The sequence below is a fragment of the Sphingomonas panacisoli genome (genome assembly GCF_007859635.1).
Classification (GTDB): domain Bacteria; phylum Pseudomonadota; class Alphaproteobacteria; order Sphingomonadales; family Sphingomonadaceae; genus Sphingomonas; species Sphingomonas panacisoli.
This window is the reverse complement of sequence record NZ_CP042306.1, coordinates 1,743,346-1,766,091: the sequence shown is the minus strand read 5'-3', so window position 1 is coordinate 1,766,091 and position 22,746 is coordinate 1,743,346. Positions and strand designations below refer to the sequence as shown.

21 protein-coding genes are annotated in these 22,746 nt (G+C 64.4%); 13 read left to right on the top strand and 8 right to left on the bottom strand.

All coding sequences use genetic code 11. The annotated features are described in order from the left end of the window. Positions 1-45: 45 nt before the first annotated feature. The 5 genes from pgl to FPZ24_RS08995 form a co-directional block, all read right to left on the bottom strand. Complete coding sequence (gene pgl, locus FPZ24_RS09015; RefSeq protein WP_146571251.1) at positions 46-759, bottom strand: 6-phosphogluconolactonase; 714 nt, start codon at positions 757-759, stop codon at positions 46-48. 98 nt (positions 760-857) lie between these two features. Beyond that, on the bottom strand, positions 858-2,327 hold the full coding sequence (gene zwf, locus FPZ24_RS09010; protein WP_146571249.1) for a glucose-6-phosphate dehydrogenase: 1,470 nt from the start codon (positions 2,325-2,327) through the stop codon (positions 858-860). 13 nt (positions 2,328-2,340) lie between these two features. After that, the gene (gene argC / locus FPZ24_RS09005) at positions 2,341-3,270 is read right to left on the bottom strand and encodes an N-acetyl-gamma-glutamyl-phosphate reductase (protein WP_146571247.1); all 930 of its coding nucleotides are present in this window, start codon (positions 3,268-3,270) and stop codon (positions 2,341-2,343) included. Beyond that, positions 3,267-3,641, bottom strand: coding sequence for an SH3 domain-containing protein (locus tag FPZ24_RS17160; protein ID WP_240047395.1), 375 nt, complete (start codon positions 3,639-3,641; stop codon positions 3,267-3,269). Before FPZ24_RS17160 ends, argC begins: the two co-directional genes overlap by 4 nt. Continuing rightward, complete coding sequence (locus FPZ24_RS08995) at positions 3,577-3,897, bottom strand: MarR family transcriptional regulator (protein WP_146571243.1); 321 nt, start codon at positions 3,895-3,897, stop codon at positions 3,577-3,579. Before FPZ24_RS08995 ends, FPZ24_RS17160 begins: the two co-directional genes overlap by 65 nt. A 245-nt stretch (positions 3,898-4,142) precedes the next feature. Here FPZ24_RS08995 and secG point away from each other — a divergent pair, with 245 nt between their 5' ends. The 3 genes from secG to FPZ24_RS17570 all read left to right on the top strand — a co-directional run bounded on the left by secG (position 4,143) and on the right by FPZ24_RS17570 (position 7,231). Then, positions 4,143-4,568, top strand: a complete 426-nt coding sequence (gene secG, locus FPZ24_RS08990; RefSeq protein WP_146574322.1) for a preprotein translocase subunit SecG — start codon at positions 4,143-4,145, stop codon at positions 4,566-4,568. A gap of 96 nt (positions 4,569-4,664) precedes the next feature. Further along, positions 4,665-6,299 carry a CTP synthase gene (locus FPZ24_RS08985; RefSeq protein ID WP_146571241.1) on the top strand — a complete coding sequence of 545 codons (1,635 nt, stop codon included), beginning with the start codon at positions 4,665-4,667 and terminating at the stop codon, positions 6,297-6,299. A gap of 134 nt (positions 6,300-6,433) precedes the next feature. After that, on the top strand, positions 6,434-7,231 hold the full coding sequence (locus FPZ24_RS17570) for a PEPxxWA-CTERM sorting domain-containing protein (protein WP_240047393.1): 798 nt from the start codon (positions 6,434-6,436) through the stop codon (positions 7,229-7,231). A 68-nt stretch (positions 7,232-7,299) separates the two neighbouring features. Here FPZ24_RS17570 and FPZ24_RS08975 read toward each other — a convergent pair whose 3' ends face one another. After that, positions 7,300-7,791: a hypothetical protein gene (locus tag FPZ24_RS08975; RefSeq protein WP_146571239.1), complete on the bottom strand. Its 492-nt coding sequence runs from the start codon at positions 7,789-7,791 to the stop codon at positions 7,300-7,302. 143 nt (positions 7,792-7,934) lie between these two features. Continuing rightward, positions 7,935-8,405, bottom strand: coding sequence for an Hsp20 family protein (locus tag FPZ24_RS08970; RefSeq protein ID WP_146571237.1), 471 nt, complete (start codon positions 8,403-8,405; stop codon positions 7,935-7,937). Between the two features lie 234 nt (positions 8,406-8,639). Between FPZ24_RS08970 and FPZ24_RS08965 the strand changes: the two genes are divergently transcribed. The 6 genes from FPZ24_RS08965 to FPZ24_RS08940 all read left to right on the top strand — a co-directional run bounded on the left by FPZ24_RS08965 (position 8,640) and on the right by FPZ24_RS08940 (position 19,142). Beyond that, positions 8,640-11,024, top strand: coding sequence for a TonB-dependent receptor (locus tag FPZ24_RS08965; protein WP_146571235.1), 2,385 nt, complete (start codon positions 8,640-8,642; stop codon positions 11,022-11,024). Between the two features lie 502 nt (positions 11,025-11,526). Beyond that, on the top strand, positions 11,527-12,780 hold the full coding sequence (locus FPZ24_RS08960) for a lipoprotein-releasing ABC transporter permease subunit (RefSeq protein ID WP_146574318.1): 1,254 nt from the start codon (positions 11,527-11,529) through the stop codon (positions 12,778-12,780). Continuing rightward, on the top strand, positions 12,773-13,447 hold the full coding sequence (locus FPZ24_RS08955) for an ABC transporter ATP-binding protein (RefSeq protein ID WP_146571233.1): 675 nt from the start codon (positions 12,773-12,775) through the stop codon (positions 13,445-13,447). The genes FPZ24_RS08960 and FPZ24_RS08955 overlap by 8 nt, the downstream gene beginning before the upstream one ends. A gap of 12 nt (positions 13,448-13,459) precedes the next feature. Beyond that, the gene (locus FPZ24_RS08950; RefSeq protein ID WP_146571231.1) at positions 13,460-13,936 is read left to right on the top strand and encodes a glutathione peroxidase; all 477 of its coding nucleotides are present in this window, start codon (positions 13,460-13,462) and stop codon (positions 13,934-13,936) included. 73 nt (positions 13,937-14,009) lie between these two features. Next, positions 14,010-17,501, top strand: coding sequence for a DNA polymerase III subunit alpha (gene dnaE, locus FPZ24_RS08945; RefSeq protein ID WP_146571229.1), 3,492 nt, complete (start codon positions 14,010-14,012; stop codon positions 17,499-17,501). A 42-nt stretch (positions 17,502-17,543) separates the two neighbouring features. Continuing rightward, positions 17,544-19,142 (top strand): long-chain fatty acid--CoA ligase, encoded by a 1,599-nt coding sequence (locus FPZ24_RS08940; RefSeq protein ID WP_146571227.1) that lies wholly within the window; start codon positions 17,544-17,546, stop codon positions 19,140-19,142. Between the two features lie 52 nt (positions 19,143-19,194). Here FPZ24_RS08940 and FPZ24_RS17155 read toward each other — a convergent pair whose 3' ends face one another. Beyond that, positions 19,195-19,344, bottom strand: a complete 150-nt coding sequence (locus FPZ24_RS17155) for a hypothetical protein (protein ID WP_186728700.1) — start codon at positions 19,342-19,344, stop codon at positions 19,195-19,197. Between the two features lie 186 nt (positions 19,345-19,530). Between FPZ24_RS17155 and rutB the strand changes: the two genes are divergently transcribed. From rutB to rutA, 4 genes are read left to right on the top strand one after another with little or no spacing between them, the layout of a single operon-like run. Further along, positions 19,531-20,262 (top strand): pyrimidine utilization protein B, encoded by a 732-nt coding sequence (gene rutB / locus FPZ24_RS08935; RefSeq protein WP_146574316.1) that lies wholly within the window; start codon positions 19,531-19,533, stop codon positions 20,260-20,262. A gap of 4 nt (positions 20,263-20,266) precedes the next feature. Next, positions 20,267-20,650 carry a pyrimidine utilization protein C gene (gene rutC / locus FPZ24_RS08930; RefSeq protein ID WP_146571225.1) on the top strand — a complete coding sequence of 128 codons (384 nt, stop codon included), beginning with the start codon at positions 20,267-20,269 and terminating at the stop codon, positions 20,648-20,650. Beyond that, positions 20,643-21,437 (top strand): pyrimidine utilization protein D, encoded by a 795-nt coding sequence (gene rutD, locus FPZ24_RS08925; protein WP_146571223.1) that lies wholly within the window; start codon positions 20,643-20,645, stop codon positions 21,435-21,437. Before rutC ends, rutD begins: the two co-directional genes overlap by 8 nt. 4 nt (positions 21,438-21,441) lie before the next feature. Continuing rightward, positions 21,442-22,506 (top strand): pyrimidine utilization protein A, encoded by a 1,065-nt coding sequence (gene rutA / locus FPZ24_RS08920; protein WP_146571221.1) that lies wholly within the window; start codon positions 21,442-21,444, stop codon positions 22,504-22,506. Positions 22,507-22,746: the final 240 nt, after the last annotated feature.

Here is a 22,746-nt window from a genome sequence, read left to right as displayed (position 1 = left end):
CCCGGCACAAGGCCGGGGTGACGACTTAATACGTATGCGACGCGATCAGGGCGCCCAGTGGATATCGACCGGCAGCTCGGTATCGGCCAGCACGCGCCCGATCGGGTAAGTCGATCCCGCCCCCTGGCTGATCGCGTCCTCGATGACCTTCTTCTTCGCAGCGCCGGTCACCGCGATCATCACCGACGCCGACGAAACGATTGCGGCGCGACTGAGCGTGACGCGCGCCACCGGCGCTTCGGGGGGCAGCGGATCGGGCATGACACCCAGCGCGCGGCGCTCCTTGGGGCCGTTCAGCGCCTCATCGAAATCGGGGCCGGGAAAGATCGAGGCGGTATGTCCGTCGCCACCGACGCCGAGCAGGCACAGGTCGAGCGGCCAGTGCAGATCCTGCATCAGCGCATCCGCCGAACGCCCGGCCGCCTTGTAATCCGCGGTCGCGGTCGGGACGATCGGCATCACGCGCGCGCCCTTGGGCAGGAACGTCTTGGCCAGCGCCGTCACATTCGAAAGCGGGTCGCCCAGCGGCACGATGCGCTCGTCGCCCGGGATGATCGTCACGCGCTTCCAGTCGAGCTTGGCCTCGCTCAGGATCGCGTAGATGGGCAGGGGGGTCTTGCCCCCGGCGAGCGCGACGACCGCGGCCCCGCGCGCGTCGATCGCGCTTTCGATGATGAACTGGATGTCGCCGGCGACGGCCTCGGCCATCTCCTCGGCATCCTCATAGTCCCACCATTCGATTTCTTCGTTCACGGCCATGCTAACTTCCTATCGTCATCCCAGCGAACGCTGGGATCTCACGCCTCTACCGCGCCATCGCTCGAGATCCCCGCTTTCGCGGGGATGACGGGATTTGGCTAGTCGTCTTGCCAGGTCACGCCGTCGCGCTCGGTCAGCGCGATCGAGGTGGAGGGACCCCAGCTGCCCGACGCATAGGACTTGGGCTTCATATCGTTCGCGGCCCAGCCGGCGCGGATCGCGTCGGTCCAGGCCCATTGTGCCTCGACCTCATCGCGGCGCACGAACAGCGTCTGGTCGCCCTCGATCAAGTCGAGCAGCAAGCGCTCGTAAGCAATGCGGCGGCGCGTACCGGCGAATTCGGCGTCGAGGCTGAGGTTGAGCGGTACTTCGCGCAGGTGCACGCCGTCGCGGTCCAGGCCTGGCTCCTTCGCCATGATCAGCATCTGGATATATTCTTCGGGCTGCAGTCGGATGGTCAGCACGTTCGGCTGAAGCAGTCCGCCGCGGCCCGCGAACATCGAATGCGGGACCGGTTTGAACTGGATAGCAATTTCGCTGCGGCGGACGGCCATGCGCTTGCCGGTGCGCAGATAGAAGGGCACGCCCTGCCAGCGCCAATTGTCGATATTCGCCTTGATTGCGACGAACGTCTCGGTAACCGACGGCTTGCCGAGTTCGTCGAGATAGCCCTTGACGATCTGCCCATCAACGGCGCCGGGTCCGTATTGGCCGGTGACGGTGTTGTGCGGCACGTCCTCGGGCGCGATCTGGCGCAGGCAACGGAAAACCTTGGCCTTTTCGTCGCGGATCGCGTCCTTGTCGTAGCGCGCGGGCGGCTCCATCGCGATCAGCGCGAGCAATTGCAGCATATGGTTGGTGACCATGTCGCGCAAAGCGCCCGCACCGTCATAGTAACCGGCGCGCTCCTCCAAACCGACCGTTTCGGCGATCGTGATCTGGACGTTGTCGATCCCTTGCGCGTTCCACACCGGCTCGAAGAACGAATTGCCGAAGCGCAGCGCCAGGATGTTCTGGACCGTCTCCTTGCCCAGATAATGGTCGAACCGATAGATCCGGTCTTCGGGAAAGACCGAGGCGACGGCGTCGTTGATCTCGCGGCTGGAGGCCAGATCGTAGCCCAGCGGTTTCTCGAGCCCGATCCGAACATTGCCGTGCGTGAACCCGGCCTTGTCGAGGCCCTTGATGGTCGGTTCGAACAGGCTTGGCGCGGTCGAGAGGAAGATCGCCATACCCTTCGACGTATCGCCGAGCTCGTCGGAAATCCGCGTGAAGTGGTCCATCTTCGTGACGTCGAGCGTCTGGTAGTTCAGCCGCTTCAGGAAGGACGCGATCTTATCCTTTTCCTTGCGATCCGCGGGCAGGAACTTGTCGAGCGCCTCCTTCGCGAACTTGCGGAAGGCGTCGTCGCTCATCTCGCTGCGCGCCGCGCCGGTGATCGTCATGTCGGCGGGAAGCAGCCCGTCCTCGTCGAGCCCGTAGAGCGACGGCAGCAGCATGCGCTGCGCCAGATCGCCGGTCGCGCCGAACAGCAGCAATTTGTCGAGCGGCTGGCGCGTTCCGGGCATTCTGGACCTTTCCTTAGAGCGTCAGGCCGACGGTCGCATCGAACCCGGCCATGATGTTGAGATTCTGTACCGCCGCGCCCGCCGCACCCTTGCCGAGATTGTCGAGCGTCGCGATCAGCCGGGCCTGGCCGGTCGCATCGTTGCCGCAAACGCGCAAGGTAAGGCGATCGGTTCCCGCATCGTCCTCGATCCGGACGAATTTCACATCGCCGGACGCGATGCGGACGAGCGGCGAGCCTTTATAGGCGTCCGTAAGAACAGCTTCGACCTGCGCGAGCGTCGGCTTTCCGGGCAGCGCGTGGAGCGGCAACGGTACCTCCACGATCATCCCGCGATAGGTGTCGGCGACGCCCGGCTGGAAGATCGGTAGATGATCGATCCCGGCATGCCGGCGCATCTCGGCGATATGCTTGTGCGCGAGATCGAGGCCGTACGCGCGAGCGCGAGTGGGGGACTCGCCGCCCTCGAACTCGGCGATCATCGCCTTGCCGCCGCCCGAATAGCCCGACAGCGCGTTCACGCTGAGCGGCCAGCTCGTCGGGATGAGCCCAGCGCGTACCAGCGGCCGGACCAGCGCGAGGAAACCGGTCGGATAGCAGCCGGGGTTGGTAACGCGCGGTGCTGCGGCGATTACCGCCTGTTGGTCCGCTTCGAGTTCGGCAAAGCCATAGGTCCAGCCGTCGGCAACGCGGTGCGCGCTCGACGCATCGATCACGCGCGTCTTCGCAGACGAGATCATGCCCACCGCGTCCCGCGACGCATCGTCGGGCAAGCACAGGATGACGAAATCGGCGTCGTTCAGCGCCGCGCGCCGCGCCGCGTCATCCTTGCGGTGAGCATCGTCGAGCACAATCAGCGCGATATCATCGCGTCCGTCGAGCCGGTCGGCGATCTCCAGCCCGGTCGTGCCATGGCCGCCATCGATGAAAACGCCGATGGTCACTTGATCTGGTCCAGCGCGTCCCGGTCGACATAGCCGGCCAGCCGCCGGTCGGGCGAAACACCCCAGGCCACTTCGCGCAGCACTTCGAGGCATTCGAATATCTCGCCGGGCTGCAATTCGGCCAGCGTCTCGGAATCGGACGACGACTCAGCGTGCAGGATGGCGGTTCGCGTCACCGTGCAGGGCATCGGTGCGGCATAATGCGGGGCGAAGACGTATTCGGCCAGTCGGATATCGGCGAGATCGGGGCGAACGGCATTGTGGCGCGGATCGATCGCGACCGAATGGCCGGTTAGTGCGAAGCTCCTACGCGGTGGCGCGACGGGCGCGGGGTGCGTCGCTTTCTCCCACAAATTGTCCGAACTCTTCAAGAAAATCAGCCCCTTCGGTCGTCCGCGCGATGAAGATGTTACGCTTGTCGGTATCGTCGCGCTGGCGGCGCAGATAGCCGAGGCCGCCCAGCCTGTTCAAGGCACGCGTCACGACGGGCTTAGACACATTGAGCGCGCGCGCCAATCCGCGGACTGTATGCGGTCCGGGACTCAGATACACGACCATCAACAGGGCCATCTGGCGGTTAGTCAGGTCCGGCTCCCCCGACCGGACATAATCGACCAAGGTGTTCATCCACCGCGTTAGCGGCGGGGCGGTGAAAGTAGCGGCGATATTCATGGCCTCACTCATCGACTGCTCGGGGAAAAAGGGGCGGGATCGGTGCCGTAACAACGTGCGCCAACGCTGGTTGGTTTCAGTCTTGATACGAAATGTCGCGTAAACCTTCCGTTTGAACCACTATTCGTGGACAGGTTGATCGCGGGGGCCGGCTCGCCTATGTGCCCGCTTTCGCAATTTCAGGCGCTCATTCTTCCATGCTGTTCAGCTTTCTGCTCGTCGTTCACTTCCTGGTCGCGCTCGCGCTCGTCACGGTCATCCTGATGCAGCGATCGGAGGGCGGCGGACTGACCGGCGGCGGCAGCCCGGCGGGCCTGATGTCGGCACGCGGCGCGGCGGACTTCCTGACGCGCTCGACCGCGATCCTGGCGACGGCGTTCGTGATCCTGTCGATCGTGCTCGCCTTCTTGGCAGCGACGCGTCACGCGACGACGGTCGATACCTCGATCAACCGCGCGGCGCCGGCGGCGCCGGCCGCGCCGAACCAGCCGCTGCCCAATGGCGGCGCGTTCGGTGGCGATGCGGCGAATGCGGCGGCGGGCGTCGGCGGTAACGCCAACCTGAGCTTCCCGGGCGTCACCAACAGCGCGGCTCCCGCGGGCAATACGACCGCCCCCAAGAAGTAACGTTCGATTTTCGTACGCCGCGCCGGCATTTTTTGTCGGCGCGGTGGATCTGCGCGCTTGCCGTGCGTCCCCATTCCAAGCTAGGCGTTTTCTCCCATGGCGCGGTTTATTTTCATTACCGGCGGCGTGGTCTCCTCGCTTGGCAAGGGTCTGATGGCGGCATCGCTCGCCGCTCTTCTGCAAGCGCGCGGCTATCGCGTCCGCATCCGGAAGTTCGATCCCTATCTCAACGTCGATCCGGGCACGATGAGCCCGTATCAGCACGGCGAGGTCTACGTCACCGACGACGGCGCGGAGACCGACCTCGACCTCGGCCATTACGAGCGTTTCACCGGCGTCGCGGCGCGGCAGTCGGACAACGTCACGTCGGGCCGCATCTATCAGCAGATCATCCAGCGCGAGCGCCGTGGCGACTATCTGGGCGCGACCGTGCAGGTGATCCCGCACGTTACCGACGCCATCAAGGCGTTCGCGCTGGCCGAGACCGACGATCTCGACTTCGTGCTGTGCGAGATCGGCGGGACGGTCGGCGACATCGAATCGCTGCCGTTCATCGAGGCGATCCGCCAACTCAGGAATGATCTCGGCCGCGGCAATTCGGTCAGCATCCATGTGACACTCGTGCCGTACATCGCGGCGGCGGGTGAGTTGAAGACCAAGCCGACCCAGCATTCGGTGCGCGAACTGGCGGCGCTCGGCGTTCAGCCCGACGTGCTGGTCTGCCGCTGCGAGCAGCCTTTGCCGGCCGGCGAGCGCGCCAAGATCGCCTTGTTCTGCAACGTGCCGACCGACGCGGTCGTGCCGGCGCTCGATGCCAAGAGCATCTACGCCGTACCCGAGCAGTACCACCAGGAAGGGCTCGACGAGGCCGTCCTCAACGCGTTCGGGATCGAGCCGGGCGCCAAGCCCGATCTGTCGCGCTGGACCGACATCACCGATCGCCTGACCAATCCCGAGGGTGAGGTGACGGTCGGCGTCGTCGGCAAATATGTCGGGCTGCAGGACGCATACAAGTCGCTCAACGAAGCGCTGGTGCATGGCGGCATCGCCAATCGCGTGAAGGTCAACGTCCGCTGGATCGATGCGGAGGTGTTCGAGCATCCCGATAGCGACGTCGCCCAGCATCTCGAGCCGCTGCATGCGATCCTGGTCCCCGGGGCGTTCGGCGAGCGCGGGGCGGAGGGCAAGATCGCCTCGGTCAAGTTCGCGCGCGAACGCGGCGTACCCTATTTCGGCATCTGCTTTGGCATGCAGATGGCGTGCATCGAGGGCGCGCGGAATCTCGCCGGGATCGACAAGGCATCGTCGACCGAGTTCGGCCCGACCGAAGAGCCGGTTGTCGGCATCATCACCGAATGGATGACCGCCGAAGGCGTGCAGAAGCGCGAGGCGGGCGGCGATCTGGGCGGTACGATGCGGCTGGGCGCATACGAGGCAAAGCTCGACGGCAACAGCGTCGTGTCGTCCATCTATGGCGGCACCGACATTTCGGAGCGTCACCGGCACCGCTACGAGGTCAATACCGGGTATCGCGATGCGCTGGAGAAGGGCGGGCTGGTGTTCAGCGGCATGTCGCCCGACGGCATGCTTCCCGAAATCGTCGAGCGGCCCGATCACCCCTGGTTCGTCGGCGTCCAGTTCCATCCGGAACTGAAGAGCAAGCCGTTCGAGCCGCACCCGCTGTTCGCCAGCTTCATCGCAGCCGCGGTGAAGAAGAGCCGATTGGTCTGACCGTACCGGCCGCGTCCCGATGTTGCACAAACCATTGGCGACTCTACCCTATTCGGTGCGGTGAATAGGTCGTAAACAGCGACGTATCGAATCGCCGTCCCGTGGGGGGCTCGTTGGCGATGAGGGGGTTTGTAATGAAGTTTTCGTACCTTGCCGCTGCCCTGTTGGCGTTCGCTCTTCCGGCTACGGCCAACGCCGCCAACACCGTCACCTTCAACGGCGCTTGCAACAACGGCAGCGCGACGGCGACGCAGGCGAAGTGCACCGACGTCGCTGGCGTTGCCGGTGCGGTCACCATCCAGGGCACGAACGACGCGACGCTCAAGGTGATGATCACCGCGTGGCAGGCGAACCAGGCGACCGGCGGGCAGGACGCCAACAAGATCACCGCGGCCAACCTCGGCGCGTATAGCGGTGGGTTTGGCGTGACTGGGCTCGGCGACCTGAATGGCGGCAGCAACTATCATCAGATCGACAATGCCGGCGGTTACACCGATTTCATCATGCTGCAATTCAGCCGCGCGGTTCAGCTGACCTCGGCGACGCTGAACGTCTACGGCATCGGCAACAGCAGCGACAGCGACGCGGCCATCTACAACCTCGGCGCGCTCATCGGCCCGCAGCCGTCGTGGAACGGCGCGATCAACCTGAACGGCGCGACGAACGACACCAGCATCTGGACCGCGGCGGACGGCCAGGGCAGTCGCACGGCGATGCTCAACACGTCGTCCTTCTCGCAGGTCTGGCTCATTTCGGCCGCGCAGCTGCCGGCCAACGACCGCGACGACGGCTTCAAGCTCGGCCAGCTCGTCGTCAACGCCGCGCCGCAGGTGCCGGAGCCGGCGACCTGGGCGATGCTGATCATGGGCTTCGGCGCGATCGGCGCCAGCCTGCGCCGTCGTGCCGCTGCCACGACGGCAGCGCTCGCCTAACCAACCAAACGTACCGCGATCGATCGGCGTCGGTTTCACAAGGAACCGGCGCCGATGTCGTTTTGACCTTAGATTTCAGTCGGTGTCGGCGTGAACATGGATCGCGCGGCGATGACCGCGCCTAGTACGGCGACGGCATAAGTGATGCTATGCGGTGCGCTGTCGGGTACGTAATATTCGCCCGCGACGCCTTGGCTCCAATAGAGGCGGTGAAACGCGTAACCCAGGGCAACCAGCACGACGGTTTGCGTCGCGACGATCACCCAGCCGGTCTGCTTCGCTTGCGGCAGCGCGAACCAGTCACCGCCGTCCCGCTTGGGAGAACTCCATTCGCCCGCAACGCCGTAAGCGGACAAGCCGACGAAGATGCCGAACACGAACCACACGACATAGGTGAGGGGCGTGCTGAACAGCTCGAACGGGAGCACCTCGACGAATACCAGGAACAGCACGCCGGCAATGTCGCCCGCGATCAGGCAACCGATCAACACCAGCGCCGACTTGAGGATCACGTTGGCCATGCCCAGCGCACCTTGTTCGGGGTGGATGACACGCAGCACTGGCGACCGGCTTTTTCTTATGGGCGAAAGGTACGCGTAAATCCGACGGTGTAAATGCGCGCCAGCCACGAAAAAGGCGCCCGGACCGCGTGGCCCGGACGCCCTCTCGGCGCTTTCCAAGGGAGCGGGGAAGCGCCTGAGCGTTACGCCGCCTTGGTTTCGTCGGCGGTGTCGGTCTCGATCGCGGCCAGCGGGGCGCCGGTCTTGATCGCGATGCTCTTGGGCTTCATCGCTTCGGGCACTTCGCGGATCAGGTCGATCGTCAGCAGACCGTCGTTGAGCCGCGCGTCATCGACACGGATGAAATCGGCCAACTCGAAACGGCGCTCGAAGCTGCGCGTCGCAATGCCGAGGTGCAGGAACGCCGACTGGTCGCCGTCCTTGTCCTTCTTGCCCTTGACGGTCAGCAGGTTCTGCTGCGCGACGATCTCGACCTCGTCGCGGCGAAAGCCGGCGACCGCGAGCGTGATGCGATAGTGATCCTCGGCGGTGCGCTCGAGGTTGAACGGGGGATAATTGTCGCCGGACTGGCGCGCCGATGCTTCGAGCATGTCGAACAGGCGGTCGAAGCCGATCGTCGAGCGGCGATAGGGGGTGAGGTCGAACTGTCGCATTGGTAATCCTCCAAAAGAGCGATTGCACGTTCGCGCGACCCCATGCTGGGCATCGCGCCACCGCATATCTGGGGCGTTCCGTCGCCGGATCAAGAGGGCGGCGGGACGAGAAAACCCAATCTTTTCAATGACTGTAAAGTTCCGCTTGCGCGCGCCTGCAAACGATCTTGGCTTTTCTCCTAGCAACCGAGTGGGGATTTAACGGTTGTCGTAAAGATCAAAGGGGATTCGACGATGCTCGTTGCTCTGCCGCTCCTGCTCGCCGCCGCCGATCCACAGACCGCGGCCCCGCCGGTGCCGCCAGCGCCTGCCGAGGAGCCGCAAGCCGCACCCGATGCCGGCCAAGACATCGTCGTCACCGCACGCCGCCGCGAGGAGCGGCTGCAGGATGTGTCGATCGCGGTCGCCGTCCTCGACGAGAAGACGCTGACCGATACCGGCGCGTTCAACGTCAACCGCCTCCAGCAATTCCAGCCCGCGCTGCAATTCTATTCGAGTAATCCGCGCAATTCGTCGATCAACATCCGCGGCCTCGGCGCGCCGTTCGGGCTGACCAACGACGGGATCGAACAGGGCGTCGGCTTCTATCTCGACGGCGTCTATGTGGGGCGCGCCGGCGCCTCGACCTTCGATTTCGTCGATGTCGAGCGTGTCGAAGTGCTGCGCGGGCCGCAGGGAACGCTCTACGGCAAGAACACGACCGCGGGCGCGGTCAACATCACGACCAAGGCACCGAGCTTCACGCCCGAGGCCAAGATCGAGGTAAGCGGCGGCAATTACGACTTCCTGCAGATCAAGGGCACCGCATCGGCGCCGATCATCGACGACAAGCTCGCGGTCCGCGTGTCGGTGTCGCGGACCAGCCGCAAGGGGACGATCTACAACGTTGCCAGCGACGAATACCTCCATCGCCAGGACAATTTCAGCGCGCGGGGGCAATTGCTGTGGAAGGCCACGCCGAACCTCGACTTCCGCCTGTTCGCCGATTTCAACCTGCAGAACCCGCTATGCTGCGTGCAATATTATGCGCGGACGGGATCGACGCAGCGACCGCTCAACCGCCAATATGCGGCGCTCGCGGCCGCGCTGGGTTATGCACCGCCGAGCACCAACCCGTTCGACCGCGTGACCGACCTCGATGCCAGCATCAACTCGCGCCAGGAAATGGGCGGGCTGTCGCTGGTCGCCAATTGGGATGTCGGGCCGGCCACGATCACCTCGGTGAGCGCGTGGCGATACTGGAACTGGCTACCGGCCAACGACCGCGACTTCATCGGCCTGCCGATCACGACGATCTCGCAAAACCCGTCGCGTCAGAAGCAGGTGTCGCAGGAACTGCGCATCGCGTCGAACGGCAAGTCGCGGCTGCAATACACGTTCGGCGCGTTCTTCTTCAATCAGACGATCAACACCAACGGGTCGCAGGTGCAGGGGCCGGCCGCCAGCCGCTTCCTGATCGCGCCGTCGAACCCGAATTCGAACAATCCCGCGGTGCTGAACGGGCTGACGTCGACCAACACGATCAGCTTCGACAACACCAGCTTCGCCGTGTTCGGGAAGCTCAATTGGGAAGTGCTGCCCAAGCTGCATATCCAGCCGGGCCTGCGCGTGAACTACGACAAGAAAAGCGGGTCGTACGTCGCCGTCGTGACCACCGGCACTGGCAGTACGACGCTGAACGCCGATCAGCGTGCGGTGCTGGCGCCGCAAAGCTACGCGCCGCGGTTCAGCGACTGGAATGTCTCCGGCGACGTGACCTTGTCCTACGATTTCACGCCGGACGTCCACGCCTATGCGACCTACGCGCGCAGCTTCAAATCGGGCGGTATCAACCTGTCGGGCCTGCCGCTCGACGCCGCGAACAATCCGATCCTGAGCGCACAGACGGTCAAGCCGGAAAAGGTCGATCATTTCGAGGTCGGGCTGAAGACGCAGTTCCTCGATCGTCGTCTGACGGTCAACCTCGCCGGGTTTTGGACCGAGATCAAAGACTATCAGGCGACCGTCACCAACGGGCAGCTCGGCGTGATCCGCGGCTATCTCGCCAACGCGGCCGCCGTCCGGGTGCGCGGCGTCGAGTGGGACACGTCGTTCCGCGCCTCGGACCGTTTCCGCGTCTACTTCAACGGCGCCTTTACCGACGCCAAATACACCAACTTCAAGGATGCGCCGTGCCCGCCCGAATTGTCCGGGGGCACGACCGTCACCGGCAGTCAGGTACCGAGCGCGCCGGGGACACCCGGCGGCCTGAGCCCCGCCTTCTGCGACATATCGGGTCAGATCCTGCCCGGCATCTCCAAATGGTCGCTGTCGTACGGCGGCGAGTACAACATTCCGGTCGGGGGCGGCGAAGCCTATATCGGGTATGACGGCAGCTACCGGACCAAATTCTCGTCCAACCCGTCGCGATCGCTCTACACCGATATCTCCGGCTATTCGCTGTCCAACTTCCGGCTCGGGTTCCGCAAGGACAAGCTCAACGTCTTCGCCTGGGTCCGCAACGCGTTCGACCAGCATTATTTCGAACTGCTGAGCGTGCAGTCGGGGAGCACCGGGTTGATCGTGGGCCAGCCGGGCGATCCGCGAACGTTCGGCGGGACGGTGAGCATCGGTTTCTAGGCATCCCGCGCGCGGGACAAAGGGGGTGGGGGTCTTCTTCTACTGGAAGCTCGGAGAAGACCCTCATTGCCGTCATGTCGTCGCGCCGGTCGGCGAAGCCGCCGTCGCTCGGGCCGCGTCGCGGCCCGGCGGCCGGTTTTGGGCGATGCGCTTCGCGCAGCGCGGATTAGGCTTGCCTAATCCGCTTCGCCCAAATGCAAACGACCGGGTCGTTTCCGACCCGGTCGCCTGCGTGACGATTGCTCGTCAGCCCCCTTGAAGCTTTCGCCCGCGCGTCTTTTACAGACGGAGCTGAAAGCAATCCCCGAACCACGGCCTGTGACCTGCGTTTCGTACGATGCTTGCTAGGCGGCGAGTCCGAATTTGTCATCGCCAAACCGCGTCTCGCAAACCGATTGCGGCAAAGCTGTGATGATTCCGCCACAGCGTCGCCTTGGTTGCCAGCCACCCTCGCGCCTCCTAGAGCGTCGCTATCCGGGGGCGGACGAGTGAGGGCCTGTTGATACTCCTGTCGCGCTACGAACGGATGATTGCCGGGCGCTATCTGCTCCCCGGCAAGGGCGAGCGGTTCATCGCCCTGGTCGCCGCGTTCAGCCTGGGGGCCGTGATGATCGGCGTCTGGGCGCTGGTCATCGTGATGAGCGTGATGAACGGCTTTCGCGCGGAATTGTTCGACAAGATCGTCGGACTGAACGGGCACGCCGTGGTCCAGGGCTATAACGGCCAGCTACGCGACTGGCAGACGGTGCTCGCCATGACCAAGGCGACCCCCGGTGTCACCAGCGCGACGCCGCTGATCGAGCAACCGCTGATGGCGACCTTCAACGGTCGGGTGGAATTCATCCTGTTGCGCGGCCTAGCAGTCGACGATCTGCGCAAGAACAAGTCGATTGCGGACAACGTGCTGGTCGGCAAGCTTTCCAACGTCACGCCGGGCAGCAACCGGGTCGCGATCGGATCGCGGCTCGCCGAATCGCTCGGCGTGCAGATCGGCGACGAGATCACGATCTGGAACCCGGCTGGCCAGACGACTCCGATGGGCGTCGTCCCGCGGATGGTATCCTACACCGTTGGCGCAATCTTCGAGGTAGGCGTCTACGACTACGACAAGGCCTATGTGCTGATGCCGATGGAGGACGCGCAGACCTTGCTGCTGCTGCCGAGCGACACGGTCGGTATGATCGAGGTAAAGACAAGCGATCCCGACCAGGTCGGCGACATCCTGCGCCCGCTCGCCGCCAAGGTGCAGGGGCGCGCGGTGATCCGCGATTGGCGCGACATGAATTCCGAACTGTTCGAGGCACTCGGTGTCGAGAAGGTCGTGATGTTCGTGATCGGCTGCATCATCATCCTCGTCGCGGCCTTCAACATCGCGTCGTCGCTGATCATGTTGGTGCGCGCCAAGACGCGCGATATCGCGATCCTGCGGACGATGGGAGCGACGCGCGGGTCGCTGGTGCGTATCTTCATGACCGTGGGCGTGACGATCGGGCTGCTGGGCACGATTTCCGGTACCTTGCTCGGCTTCGGCACCCTGGCGATCCGCACGCAAATCCTCGGCTTGGTCGGGCGGATAACCGGCCAGAATCTGTGGGATCCGAAAATCCGGTTCCTGACCGAATTGCCTTCGCAGCCCAACCCGGTCGAGATCACGCTGATCGTCGTCGTCGCGCTGTTGCTGACGTTCCTCGCAACGCTCTACCCGGCGTTCAAGGCGGCGAGCACCGATCCGGTCCAGGTGCTGCGTTATGAGTGACGCCGTTCTTTCCACCGCCGGCCTGACCCGCTCGTTCAGCCAGGGTGGCGAAACGATAGAGGTGCTGCGCGGTGTCGATTTCTCGATCGGCGCCGGCGAGATCGTCGCGCTGCTCGGGCCGTCGGGGTCGGGCAAATCGACGTTGCTGCAGGCGGTCGGATTGCTCGAGGGCGGGTTCGGCGGGTCGATCCGCATCGGCGGGGTCGAAGTCGCGCAACAGGACGCCGCCGCGCGGACGACGACGCGCCGCGATCAGCTCGGATTCGTCTATCAGTTCCACCACCTGCTGCCCGATTTCACCGCGCTCGAAAACGTCGTGCTGCCGCAACTCGTCCACGGGGCCGAGCGAGCGGACGCTGATGCACGAGCCAACGAATTGCTGACGACGCTGGGGCTCGGTCATCGGCTGACGCACAAACCCAGCCAGCTCTCTGGCGGCGAGCAGCAACGCGTGGCGGTAGCGCGGGCGCTCGCCAATCGCCCCGCGCTGATCCTGGCCGACGAACCGACCGGCAACCTGGATGAGGGTACCGCCGATGTGGTGCTCGCCGAATTGCTCCGGCTCGTGCGCCAGGAAGGTTCGGCGGCGTTGATCGCGACGCATAACGAGCGCATCGCCGCGAAAATGGACCGCGTGGTGCGGCTGCACGACGGGCATTTGCAATAAGGGGAGGGACGCATGACCGCGATCACCGATTTTCACGTCAAGGCGGCAAACGGCAGCGACGCCGATCTGGGCGAGTTTGCGGGCAAGGTGTTGCTGGTCGTGAACGTCGCGTCGAAATGCGGCTTCACCCCGCAATATGAAGGGCTGGAGGCGCTGCATCGCCAATATGCCGACCGCGGGTTCGAGGTGCTGGGATTCCCCTGCAACCAGTTCGGCGCGCAGGAGCCGGGCAATGCCGAGGAGATCGCGACCTTCTGCTCGTTGACCTACGACGTGACGTTCCCGGTGTTCGGCAAGATCGACGTCAACGGCTCCAACGCTGATCCGCTCTACACCGAACTGAAGAAGCAGAAGGGCGGGCTGCTGTTCGACGCGATCAAGTGGAACTTCACCAAGTTCCTGGTCGGCAAGGACGGCCAGGTGGTCGAACGCTACGCGCCGACCACCAAGCCCGAGGATATCGCGGCGGACATCGAAAAGCTGCTCTGACGACGCGATAAAAGCTGTGGAAAGAACGGCGGCTCGCCTTTCAAACCGGCGGCCGACCGCCTAGCATCGGGGAATGCCCCATTCCGGCTTCGTGCCCTTACGAATCTTCTCGTGCTACACGATGCTCGACGGCGCGATCGAGCCCAAGGCGATCGCCAAGGCCGCGCGCTCGCTCGGGTTTCCGGCGGCGGCGCTGACCGACCGCAACGGGCTGTATGCGGCGATGCAATTCTCCGACGCGGCGATCGACGCCGGGGTGCAGCCGATCATCGGCGCGATGCTGGGCGTCGCGCGGCCCGACATGCCGGAGGGGTCCGCGGTCGCGATCGACTGGCTCGCGCTGTATGCGCAGGATCAGGCGGGTTACCTCAACCTGTGCAAGTTGGTCAGCGAAGCGCATCTCGGCCGCCCGGTCGAACAGGCGCCGCATGTCGATCTCGATACGCTGGCGGCCAGCGCCGAGGGGCTGATCGCGTTGACCGCGGGTGGAGAGGGCGCGGTCGCCCGGTTGTTCGCGGAGGATCAGCCGGACCGCGCACTGGCTTATGCCGATCGGCTGCAGGCGATCTTCGGCGACCGGCTCTATGTCGAGATTTCGCGTCGGCTCGATCCCGTGGAGGGCAAGGCCGAGGCCGAATTGCTCGACCTCGCTTATGCCCGCAACCTGCCGATCGTCGCGACCAACCCGTGCTGCTTCGCCGACCAGGACTTCGGCGAAGCGCATGATGCTATGCTGTGCATTGCTTCGTCGAGCTACATCGCCAGCGAAGACCGGCCGCGCAGTTCGCCCGACGCCTGGATGAAGCCGGTCAAGGACATGCGGACCCTATTCGCGGACTTGCCCGAAGCGATCGCCAACACGCTCGTCATCGCGCAACGCTGCGCGGTCGCGGCGCCCAAGCGCAAGCCGATCCTGCCGAGCCTCGCGGGTGACCGGGAAGCGGAGGCGGAAGCGCTGCGGACGTGGGCGCGGGAAGGGCTTCAACAGCGCATCGACCGTATCGCTGAGCTCGAGACGCGCGAGAGCGGCTGGGAGCAGGAATATCGCGACCGGCTGGAGTTCGAACTCGACGTCATCATCAGCATGGGCTTCCCCGGCTATTTCCTGATCGTCGCCGATTTCATCCAATGGGCGAAGTCGAATGACATTCCGGTCGGCCCTGGTCGCGGATCGGGCGCGGGCAGCGTCGTCGCCTGGTCGCTGACGATCACCGACCTCGATCCGATCAAGCTCGGTTTGCTGTTCGAGCGCTTCCTCAACCCGGAACGCGTGTCGATGCCCGACTTCGACATCGACTTCTGCGAAACGCGGCGTGGCGAAGTGATCCGCTACGTCCAGGAGAAATACGGCCGCGGGCAGGTCGCGCAGATCATCACCTTCGGGACGATGAAGGCGCGCGCGGTGCTCAAGGATACCGGGCGCGTGTTGCAGATGAGCTACGGTCAGGTCGATCGGCTGGCGAAGCTGGTGCCGAACCACCCGACCGATCCGTGGACGCTCGATCGCGCGCTCAACGGCGTCAGTGAACTCGCCAGCGAATATCGCGGCGACAAGGATGTGCGGCACCTGCTCGACCTCGCGATGAAGCTGGAGGGGCTGCCGCGTCACTCGTCCACCCACGCTGCCGGCGTTGTCATCGGCGACCGCCCGCTCGCCGAGCTCGTCCCGCTCTACCGCGATCCGCGCTCGGACATGCCGGTCACGCAGTTCGACATGAAATATGTCGAGGGCGCCGGGCTGGTGAAGTTCGACTTTCTAGGATTGAAAACGCTTTCGGTTCTGAAAAAAGCGGTCGAGTTGCTGGCGAAACGCGGCATCGCGCTCGATCTCGACGCGCTGACCTGGGACGACGAGGGCGTCTACAAGCTGCTCCAGAAGGGCGACACGGTCGGCGTGTTCCAGCTGGAATCGGAAGGGATGCGGCGCACGCTGTCGGCCGTCCGTCCCAGCAATTTCGGCGATATCATCGCGCTCGTCTCGCTCTACCGACCGGGTCCGATGGACAACATCCCGAGCTTCGGCCGCCGCAAGAACGGGCAGGAGCCGATCACCTATCCGCACCCGCTGCTCGAACCGATTCTGGCCGAAACGTATGGCATCTTCGTCTATCAGGAACAGGTAATGCAGGCCGCGCAGGTGCTGGCGGGCTATTCGCTCGGCGGCGCCGACTTGCTGCGTCGCGCGATGGGCAAGAAGATCAAGGCCGAGATGGACGCCCAACGCGAGCATTTCGTCGCGGGCTGCCTCGAAGCGAACGGCATCGACAAGGCCAAGGCGAACGAATTGTTCGACTTGATCGACAAGTTCGCCGGCTACGGGTTCAACAAGTCGCACGCCGCCGCCTATGCGCTGCTGGCATATCAGACGGCCTGGCTGAAGGCGCATCGCCCGCACGAATTCTTCGCCGCGTCGATGTGCTACGACCTGCATCTGACCGACAAGCTCGCGATCTTCGTCGACGACATGCGCCGGCTCGATGTCGCGGTGCTGCCGCCGGACGTGAACCACAGCGTGGCCGAGTTCGACGTGCAGCCGGTCGAGGGCGGCCTCGCCGTTCGCTATGCGCTCGCCGCGCTAAAGTCGGTCGGCGAGGGCGCGATGGAGCGGCTGGTCGAGGAGCGCGACGGCAAGGGCGCGTTCGACAGTCTGGACACGTTCGCGCACCGCGTCGATCCGCGGCTGCTCAACAAGCGCCAGCTCGAAACGCTCGCAGCGGCGGGCGCGTTCGACGGGATCGACCTCAATCGTGCGGGCATCTTCGCGTGCGCAGAAACGATTCTCGCCACCGCCGCGCGCGTCCATGACCAGAAGACCAGCGGGCAGGGCGGGCTGTTCGGCGAGAGCGAGGCGTCGGGTACGCACATCAAGCTGCCGCTGTCGGCGCGCTGGAGCCTCGCCGAGCGGATGGAGCAGGAGAAGGAAGCGTTCGGCTTCTATTTCTCCGCGCACCCGGTCGACCGCTTCGCCCAATTGGCCAAGCTGCACGGCGCGCGACGCTTCGCCGATCTGGGCGACATCCAAATCCCGGAAAACGGCCGCGCAGGCGCCGTCATGGCGGCGATGGTCGAGGAAGCGCGCTGGCGCACTTCCGCCAAGGGGCGCCGCTACATGATGGCGACGATGTCCGATCCGTCGGGCCAGTTCGTCGCCACCTGTTTCGACGATATCGTGGCCGGCGACCTGGAGGAAGCGGCGCGCAACGGCGGCTGTGGACTGCTGACGGTCGAACTCGATCGCCGCGCCGGCGAGGAAACCCCGCGCGTCACGATCAAGCGCATCCAACCGTTCGAGACATTGGCCAACACGACGCGCATGATGCTGGAGATCGCGATCGACGATGTCGTCGCGATCCCGACGATCGGCGCTCTCCTGTCGGAGGCCCGCGGCGCGCGCGGCGAAGCGCGATTGACGGTGGCCTTGTCCGATGGCCGCACCGCGACGTTGCTGCTCGGTCGCGACTTCCTGCTCGACGCCGAACTGGCCGACCGCATCGCGTCGCTGCCCGGCGTGACGCGCGCCGAGATCGCGATCGCCGCGCCGCAACGCCTTGCGCTCGTAGGCTAGGCGCGGAATACTGCACTCCAACGATATGAGTTGGAGAGCGTAATGACCTTGGGCGCGATGCAGGACTTCGAGTTGCGCGTGATGCGGTTGCTCGATCACGCGGCGCGCGAGCATGGGTCGCGGGAGTTGGTCAGCTATTGGGCGGACGGCCGCGAAACGCGCACCGATTGGGCGGGTACGCATCGCGATGCGCGTAAGCTCGCGCAGCGGTTGGTGAAATGGGGCGTCAAGCCGGGTGATCGCGTCGCGACGCTGGCGATGAACCATCACCATCACTTGACCGCCTGGTACGGCGCGATCGGGATGGGCGGCGTGGTCCACACGATCAATCCCCGGCTGTTCGACGAGCAGCTCGTCTACATCGCCAATCATGCGGAAGACCGCGTGCTGTTCTACGACAAGCAATTCCAGCCGATCGTCGATCGCCTGAAGTCGCAATGGACCAGCATCGAGCAGTATGTCACGTTCGACGATCTGGGGCCGGACGGGTTTCAGGCGCTACTCGATGCCGAGGACGGCGACTATGCGTGGCACGAAGGTCCGGAGCGCGATCCGTGCATGATCTGCTACACCAGCGGAACGACGGGCAATCCCAAGGGTGTCCAGTACGAACACCGTTCGACCGTGATCCATGCAATGGCGGAGGTCGCGCCGTGGGTGTTCAACCTCAGCTCGCGCGCGGTCGTGTTGCCGGTCGTGCCGTTGTTCCACGCGGCGGCCTGGGGCTTGCCGTTCGCGTGTGCGATGGCGGGGGCGAAGATCGTCTATTCGGCGACCAACGAAGCGAGCGTCATCTGCCGCCTGATGAACCAGGAAGGTGTCACGCATTCGGCCGGCGTGCCGACGGTTTGGCTCGCGATGTTCCAGCACATGGACGCGACCGGCGAGGTGCCTGAGCATCTCCAGCAAGTCACGATCGGCGGGTCGGCCGCGCCGCGCGCCATGATCGAGCGGATCATGGGCATGGGCGTGGTCGTCAAGCATCTGTGGGGCATGACCGAAACATCGCCGATCGGCACCGCGGGTACGCCGCCGCCGCATTGGGAGCAATTGAGCAAGGACGCGCAGCTGGATCTCGTCAGCAAGCAGGGCCAGATCCCGTTCGGGATCGAACTGCGCGTGCTCGACGACGACGACAATGTCCAACCGCGCGACGGGACGAGTTCCGGTCGACTCCAGGTGCGCGGACCATGGGTGGTAAAGCGGTACTTCAAGGCGGAGAAGGACGCGGTCGATGCCGACCAATGGTTCGACACCGGCGACGTCGCGGTGCTCCATCCGGACGGGACGATGCAGATCACCGACCGCGCGAAGGACGTCATCAAGTCGGGCGGCGAGTGGATCAGCTCGGTCGATCTGGAAAACGCCGCGGTCGGGTGTCCCGGCGTCCATGAGGCGGCGGCGATCGGCGTTTATCATCCCAAATGGGACGAGCGCCCGATCCTGCTGATCGTCCGCAAGCCTGGTAGCGACGTGACGCCGCAGGAGATTACCGCCCATCTCGCCAAACATGTCGCCAAATGGTGGTTGCCCGACGAAATCCTGTTCGTCGACGACCTACCGCACACCGCGACGGGCAAGATTCTGAAGACCGAGCTTCGGACGCGGTACAAGGACTATAAGTTGGTCAGCGCGGCCTGAAGGCGTGAAAGGGCGGGACGGGGCAGACCCACCCTTCCGTCAGTGAGGTCGATCAGCCTTCGCCGCCGTCCTCGTCTTCGTCGGCATCGTCGTCGTCCGACTCTTCGTCGGTTTCGTGCTGGTGCGTCGCGGCCGGCTGGCCGCTTTCGTCATGCTCGGCGTTTTCGATCTCTTCGTCGGGGGTGAGGGTCGGGTCGGCCATCGCGCTTCTCCATTATCGACCGCCGTCGATCGGCGGCTGGACGATCAAGGTGCGCAAGTCATGTGATGCTTTTGCGATGATCGCGTGATGCTTTGGCGACGCTCCGCGCGGTGTGGCCCAGGTGCGGAACAGTCCGTCGCACGCGCTTGCTTGCCTTTTGCGGCGCCGGGCGGCAGCTTCGGCGAAATGGACATGGTGACGACCGGCAGCGCCGGCGAGAATGGCGTGACGTTGGCGGCGCGGCCCGAGGCGCTTCGCCTCGCCCCGCACGAAACCGCGGTCGTCGTGATCGACATGCAAAACGCCTATGCGAGCGAAGGAGGATACGTCGATCTTGCCGGGTTCGACATTGCCGGCGCAGCAGGAACGATTGGCAAGATCGCGACCGTGCTGGACACGGCGCGGGCGGCCGGGGTCCAGATCGTCTACCTCCAGAACGGATGGGACCCGGACTATCAGGAAGCCGGCGGGCCGGGATCGCCCAACTGGCACAAGTCGAACGCGCTGAAGACGATGCGCGCCCGGCCCGAACTCGATGGGCAATTGCTCGCGCGGGGCGGGTGGGATTACGAACTGGTCGACGCGCTCAAGCCGCAGCCGGGTGACATCACGCTGCACAAGACGCGCTATTCCGCTTTCTTCAATTCGCAGCTCGACAGCACGTTGCGCGCGCGCGGCATCCGCAACATCGTGTTCGTCGGCATCGCCACCAACGTTTGCGTCGAGAGCACGCTGCGCGACGGCTTCCACCTCGAATATTTCGGCGTGATGCTGGAGGATGCGACGCATCATCTCGGCCCGCCCGCGATGCAGGATGCGACGGTCTACAACGTCGAGAAATTCTTCGGTTGGGTCAGCACCGTCGCGGACTTTTGCGGCTCATTCGGTCAACTTCCTCAATCAGATAGCAAGGACTGACGTCATGGCGTTCGAGCCCATCAACCCGCCGCAATTCCCGACCCCCATCGCGCCCTATTCGGCCGGCGCGAAGGCGGGCAACACCGTCTACGTCTCGGGCGTGCTGGCGCTGGGCGAGGGCGGGGCGGTGCTCCATGTCGGCGACGCGGCGGCGCAGACGCGGCACGTGCTCGAGGTGATCAAGACCACGCTCGAAGCCGCGGGCGCGACGATGGCCGATGTCGCGATGAACCATATCTTCCTCAAGGACCTGGCCGACTATGCCGCCTTCAACCAGGTCTATGCCGAATATTTTCCCGGCGCGAAGCCGGCGCGCTACTGCATCAAGTGCGAATTGGTGAAGCCAGATTGTCTGGTCGAGATCGCGTCGGTCGCGCACATTGGCTGAGGCCGGCGGCCTCTATTACGAAGAGCACGGGCGGCGCGATGCGCCGCCGCTGATCCTATCCTCGGGACTCGGCGGCTCGGCGAATTACTGGGCACCGAATATCCCCGCATTGGCAGAGCATTTCCGCGTCATTGCCTATGACCAGCGCGGCACAGGGCGTAGCGACCGCGCGCCGCTGGCGTCGCTGTCGGTCGAGGATATGGCTGCCGACGTCGTGCTTTTACTCGACGCGCTCGACATTTCGCGGGCCGATCTGGTCGGCCACGCGCTGGGCGGATTGATCGGACTTTCGCTGGCGTTGTCCGCGTCGGAGCGATTGGGCAGGCTCGTCGTGATCAACGGCTGGGGACGGTTGGAGAAACATACGGCCCGCTGTTTCGACGCGCGGCTGGCACTACTCCGCAACAGCGGCGTCGAAGCGTTCGTGCGCGCGCAGCCCATTTTTCTCTATCCCGCCAATTGGCTCACACTCGACGCCCCGCATCTCGAAGACGAGGAAGCGGCGTCGATCAGCCATTTTCCAGGCGTTGCGGTGGCGGAGCAGCGCATCGCCGCGGTTCGAGCCTTCGATGTTCAGGATCGGCTGGGTGAGATCGCACACCGCGTCTTCATCTATTCCGTCGGTGACGATGTGCTGGTGCCGTCGATCGCATCGGATCGATTGCTCGATCGTCTGCCGGACAACGGTTTTCCCGACAATTATATGGGCCAGTGGGGCGGCCATGCGTGCAACGTCACCGATCCCGACACCTTCAATCGCATCGTTCTCGATTTCCTCAGGAGCTAAGCCCATGCAAGTCGGCGTTTTCGTGCCCATCAACAACAACGGCTGGCTGATCAGCGAGAACGCGCCACAATACATGCCGTCGTTCGACCTCAACAAACAGATCGCGCAGTCGGCGGAGAAGCACGGGCTCGATTTCCTGCTGTCGATGATCAAGCTGCGCGGGTTCGGCGGGAGGACCGAATTCTGGGAGTACGGCCTGGAAAGCTTCACGCTGATGGCGGGGCTCGCCGCGGTGACCGAGAAGATCAAGATCTACGCGACCTGTCCGACGCTCGTCATCCCGCCTGCCTTCGCCGCGCGCATGTGCAACACGATCGATTCGATCAGCCACGGGCGCTTCGGCCTAAACCTGATCACCGGCTGGCAGCGGCCCGAATACAGCCAGATGGGATTGTGGCCCGGCGACGAGCATTTTCGCAATCGTTACCAGATGTTGGACGAATATGCTCGCATCCTGCGCGAGCTATGGGAGACCGGGCGGAGCGACTTCAAGGGCGAGTATTACCAGATGGACGACTGCCTCGTCCGGCCCAAGCCCGACGGCGACATGAAGATCATCTGTGCCGGGTCGTCGGACGAGGGGCTCGCCTTCTCGGCCAAGTGGGCGGACTATGCCTTCTGCCTCGGCAAGGGCGTCAACACGCCGACCGCGTTCGCATTCAACAACGAGCGGCTGGCCGAGGCGACGGCGAAAACCGGGCGCGACGTGTCGGTGTTCGTTCTCGTCATGATCATCGCCGCCGACACCGACGAGGAAGCGATGGCGCGGTGGAAGCACATCAACGCCGGGGTCGATCTCGACGCGATCGCCTGGCTCAAGGATCAGGGCGCCGCCGATAAGGTCAACGCCACCACCAACGTCCGCCAGCTCGCCGCACCCGAAGGAGCGGTCAACATCAACATGGGGACTCTGGTCGGCAGCTACGCGAGCATCGCGCGGATGCTCGACGAGATGGCCGAAGTGCCGAATACCGGTGGCGTGCTGCTGACGTTCGATGATTTCGTCCAGGGCGTCGAGGATTTCGGGACGAAGATTCAGCCGTTGATGAAGAGCCGGGCTGGGCGATAGGCGATGGCGCGTAGCGAACTACAGCCGCTAATCGATGCAATATCGGACGCTCGATCTATCTTGTCACAATACGCCAACGGCTGGTCCGACGATCGTTTGGGCGACATCGAGACGCGCCTACGCGATGGCGACGACACAGCGATTGTTGCTGCCCTATCCGAATCTACTGGCGGCATGGGATCGTTGAAAGATCGATGGATATGCCCCGAGAACGGGGATCCGATTTCAAGTGACGAAGTT